Source organism: Candidatus Atribacteria bacterium, from assembly GCA_011056645.1.
Lineage (GTDB): Bacteria > Atribacterota > Phoenicimicrobiia > Phoenicimicrobiales > Phoenicimicrobiaceae > Sediminicultor > Sediminicultor quartus.
In genome coordinates this window covers 1-3,991 of sequence record DSEL01000135.1, presented here as the reverse complement: position 1 = coordinate 3,991, position 3,991 = coordinate 1, and the positions used below count along the sequence as shown (strand labels likewise).

2 protein-coding genes are annotated in these 3,991 nt (G+C 32.3%); both read left to right on the top strand.

All coding sequences use genetic code 11. The features are described 5' to 3' along the window. Positions 1-416: 416 nt before the first annotated feature. Entirely contained in the window at positions 417-2,324 is a 1,908-nt protein-coding gene (locus ENO17_05425) for a DNA translocase FtsK (protein ID HER24466.1), read from the top strand. Positions 2,325-2,907: 583 nt separating this feature from the next. After that, positions 2,908-3,960, top strand: coding sequence for a BMP family ABC transporter substrate-binding protein (locus tag ENO17_05420; protein HER24465.1), 1,053 nt, complete (start codon positions 2,908-2,910; stop codon positions 3,958-3,960). Positions 3,961-3,991: the final 31 nt, after the last annotated feature.

Sequence of the window (3,991 nt, the reverse complement as noted above, 5' to 3'; positions counted from 1 at the left end):
TCTTAGTATTATCCGGATTAGCAGCAGCTATATCAAGTTATAGTGCTATGAAAATATTTATAGGATTGTTAATAAATAAAAAAATATACTTTTTTTCTTACTATCTTTGGATTGTATCCGGCTTAACAATTTATATGTCTTTTAAGAGAGGATTTTAATCATTTGAAAATAAAGAAAAAAAATAATAAAAATGAAATTGTCAGTATAATAATTATTGCATTTTCCTTGTTATATATTTTTGCTTTTATCTTTACTAATAAAATGGGAATTGTGGGAAAGATTATTTTCCAAACAGCTACTCGTACTATTGGTATAGGGGCATATATTTTTCCTCTCTTTTTATTGTCATTGGGAGTTTTAATTCTTTTTAAATATAATCCGCCGAATCCTTTTCATAAACTATTTGGTATACTTTTTTGTTTATTATCTTTCTTATATTTATCCATATAAAATTACTCATACTGGATAATTCTTACACCTTATCAATGAGAGGGGCCGGTGGAGGTCTATTAGGTTATTATTTAGCCAATTCATTATTCCTTTACTTTGGAATAAAAGGCGCTTATCTTGTTTTGATATCTCTTAGCTTAATATCTACCTTATTCATTACTGAAATATCCTATTTTTCCGTATTTAAGCACTTAGGGAGTAGGATAAAGATTATATCAAATAATATTTATCCTACTTTAAAAAATAACTTGGCAAAAATTAAGAATATTTCAAAACGCAAAGAAGTACCCGATTATCAAGAATACGAAAATACTAAAATAACTCAAAAATTATTTAATATAAAAAAAAGCAGAGCTAAAGAAAAAAAATTGGAAAAAGAAGAAGAAATTCCCTTGGACAGAGATTACCGGATATCTAAACAAGAATCTAAAATAGAAAGTTATCAAACCCCACCTTTATCACTATTATCTGGTCCATACGCTGAAGAAAAAACGGATACAAAAGTAAATATTGAGGAAAATGTAAAGACACTCGAGAAGACCTTCACTAATTTTGGTATTAGCGCAAAAGTCGTAGGGGTTATCCAGGGACCCACCATTACCCGATACGAAATTCATCCAGCACCAGGTGTTAAAATATCTAAGATAACCAATTTGAGCAATGATATTGCTTTATCTTTTGCCGTAGCCTCGGTTAGAATAGAAGCACCGATACCCGGTAAAAACGCTGTGGGGATCGAAGTTCCTAACTCTAAAAGAATCAATGTTTACTTAAAAGAAATATTACAAAGCAACGAATATCAAAGCGGAAAATATAAATTACCCATCGCTTTGGGAATAGATATTGGAGGCAAACCCATCATCTCAGACTTAACCGAACTCCCTCATTTATTAATTGCCGGAGCTACCGGTTCAGGGAAAAGTGTATGCATTAATAATATAATTTTAAGCATTCTTTATAAATTAAGTCCAGAAAAAGTAAAATTTCTAATGCTTGATCCAAAAAGAGTAGAGTTAAATGTTTATAACGGCATTCCGCATTTATTGATACCCATTATCACCGATGCAAGCCAGGCTATTAAAGTACTCAATTGGTCGATATCTGAAATGGAAAAAAGATTTAAAATGTTTGCAGAAGTAGGAGTCAGGAATTTAGAAGGCTATAACGAATATGTGAAAAATGTTAATAATGATATTGAACCATTACCTTACATTATTATCGTTATCGATGAATTAGCTGATTTAATGTTATCTTCCCCGGTAAAAGTTGAGGAATCATTATGTCGATTAGCTCAGATGACCAGAGCAACGGGCATTCATTTAATTATAGCTACCCAACGTCCTTCTGTTGATATTATCACCGGTTCAATAAAAGTTAATTTTCCTTCAAGAGTTGCCTTTGCGGTTTCCACTCAAGTTGATTCAAGGACTATATTAGATGTTAATGGAGCTGAAAAATTATTGGGAAATGGTGATATGTTGTTTTCACCGGTTGGTGCTTCTAAGCCAATTCGAGCTCAAGGGGCTTTTGTAGTAGAAAAAGAAATTAGAAAAGTAGTATCCTTCTTAATGAAATATTCCCCTTCTCCCGAATACGAACAAGAAGTGTTAGAATATAAAAAAGGTAAAGATTTACTTCAGGAAAATGAAGAAGATGAAGAAGATGAATTATTCAACGAAGCTGTTTCCATTATTATTAATAATAAGCAAGCTTCCATTTCAATATTACAACGTAAACTTCGCATTGGCTATACTCGGGCAGCTAGACTAATAGATGTTATGGAGGAAAGAGGAATTGTGGGACCTTACGATGGTCGAAATCCAAGAAAAATATTAATTTCTAATGAAGAATATTTAAATAAATTCGAGCAATAAATTAGTCGTTAGTGAATAGTCGTTAGTATTTATGTAGAAAATTAGGATTCAAGTGTAGGGGTTCGATTTATCGAACCCGTCTATCTTCGGGTCGGATAAATCCGACCCCTACATTAAAAACAATACTTTATATAAAGGTTTTTGAATTTTAAATTATGGTTTTTCGTTTTTCTTTTTAACTTTTTAGTTTTATTTGAATAATATTTATATATTATTTGTAATTTTTATATTATATTATAGGTTGAAGTTCTACTTAAATTTAACTCGATACCCGATACTATCTTTTCTTAGTATTTCTGTAATTGGAGAATCGGTCAATTGGTGAATTGATGCATTAGTTTTTATTAAAAAATAAATATTTTTTAATTTCTAAGCAGGAAAAATATAATCCATGTGGTATTATTATATTAAGAAACATAAAATCACCCACCATTTTAGTGCTTATAAAAGAAATCTATTCCTTAAGGAGGTGATAAATGAATTATCTTTCTAACCGTATACACCCTATTAAATAAAAGTAATTAACAGGGTAAAAGTGAAGTTGGAATTTTAAGTATTTAAAAATTGAAAGGAGATTTCAGAAATGAAAAAAAATTTAATAGGAGTAGTTGTATTAGCGATAATATTATGTTTATGTCTTTCTGCCTCCGTGTTTTCTGCAGAACCGCTAAAAGTTGGCTTGGTATTTGATATTGGTGGAAAAGGAGATAAATCATTTAATGATTCGGCATCCCGAGGCTTATCATGGGCAGCAGCTGATTTCGACATTAAACGTATCGAATTAGAACCAGGAGTAGATGCAGACAGAGAAGTAAATCTTAGAAATTTAGCTATGATGGGATATGATGTAATAATCGGGGTAGGCTTTTTATTTACTGATGCTATATCTACTGTTGCTGATGAATTCCCTGATACTAAATTTGCCATCGTAGACGGATTTATTCCTGATAAACCAAATGTTGTATCTCTTACCTTTCCAGAACCCCAAGGCTCTTTCCTGGTAGGTATGATTGCTGCTATGAAAGCAAAGGAGGATGGAAAAGATACCGTGGGATTTGTAGGTGGAATGGATATTGCACTAATTAATGGATTTGAAGCAGGATATATCGCTGGTGTCCATTATGTCTATCCCGAATGCAAAATATTTTCAGCTTATGCCGGTGATACTCCCGTTGCTTTTGCAGATCCGGTAAAAGGGAAAGAATTAGCTTTATCACAATATGATAACGGAGCATGGGTCATCTATCATGCTTCCGGACTAACCGGAGCCGGCGTATTTGAAGCAGCTAAAGAAAGAAAAAGATTTGTAATCGGAGTAGACTCCAATCAGAACTATATGGGATATATCGAGGAAACCGGAGAAAATTTTGGTTTAACCAGCATGTTAAAACAAGTTGATGTATCAGTGTATCTTACCATAAAAGCAGCAATTGAAGGCAATTTCAAGGCTGGTGTTGAAGTATTTGGTTTAAATAGAACCGTTACTATTGGAGGCGTTACCTATTCCGGAGTTGGTTATGCGATAGATAAATACAATAAAGATCTTGTATCTGCAGAAATGATAGCTAAAGTTGAAGAGGCAAAAGCTAAAATTATAAGCGGAGAGATTGTGGTTCCTACCGAAGTAACCAAATAGAATATTTCAATATATATTGGAGGTATTCATC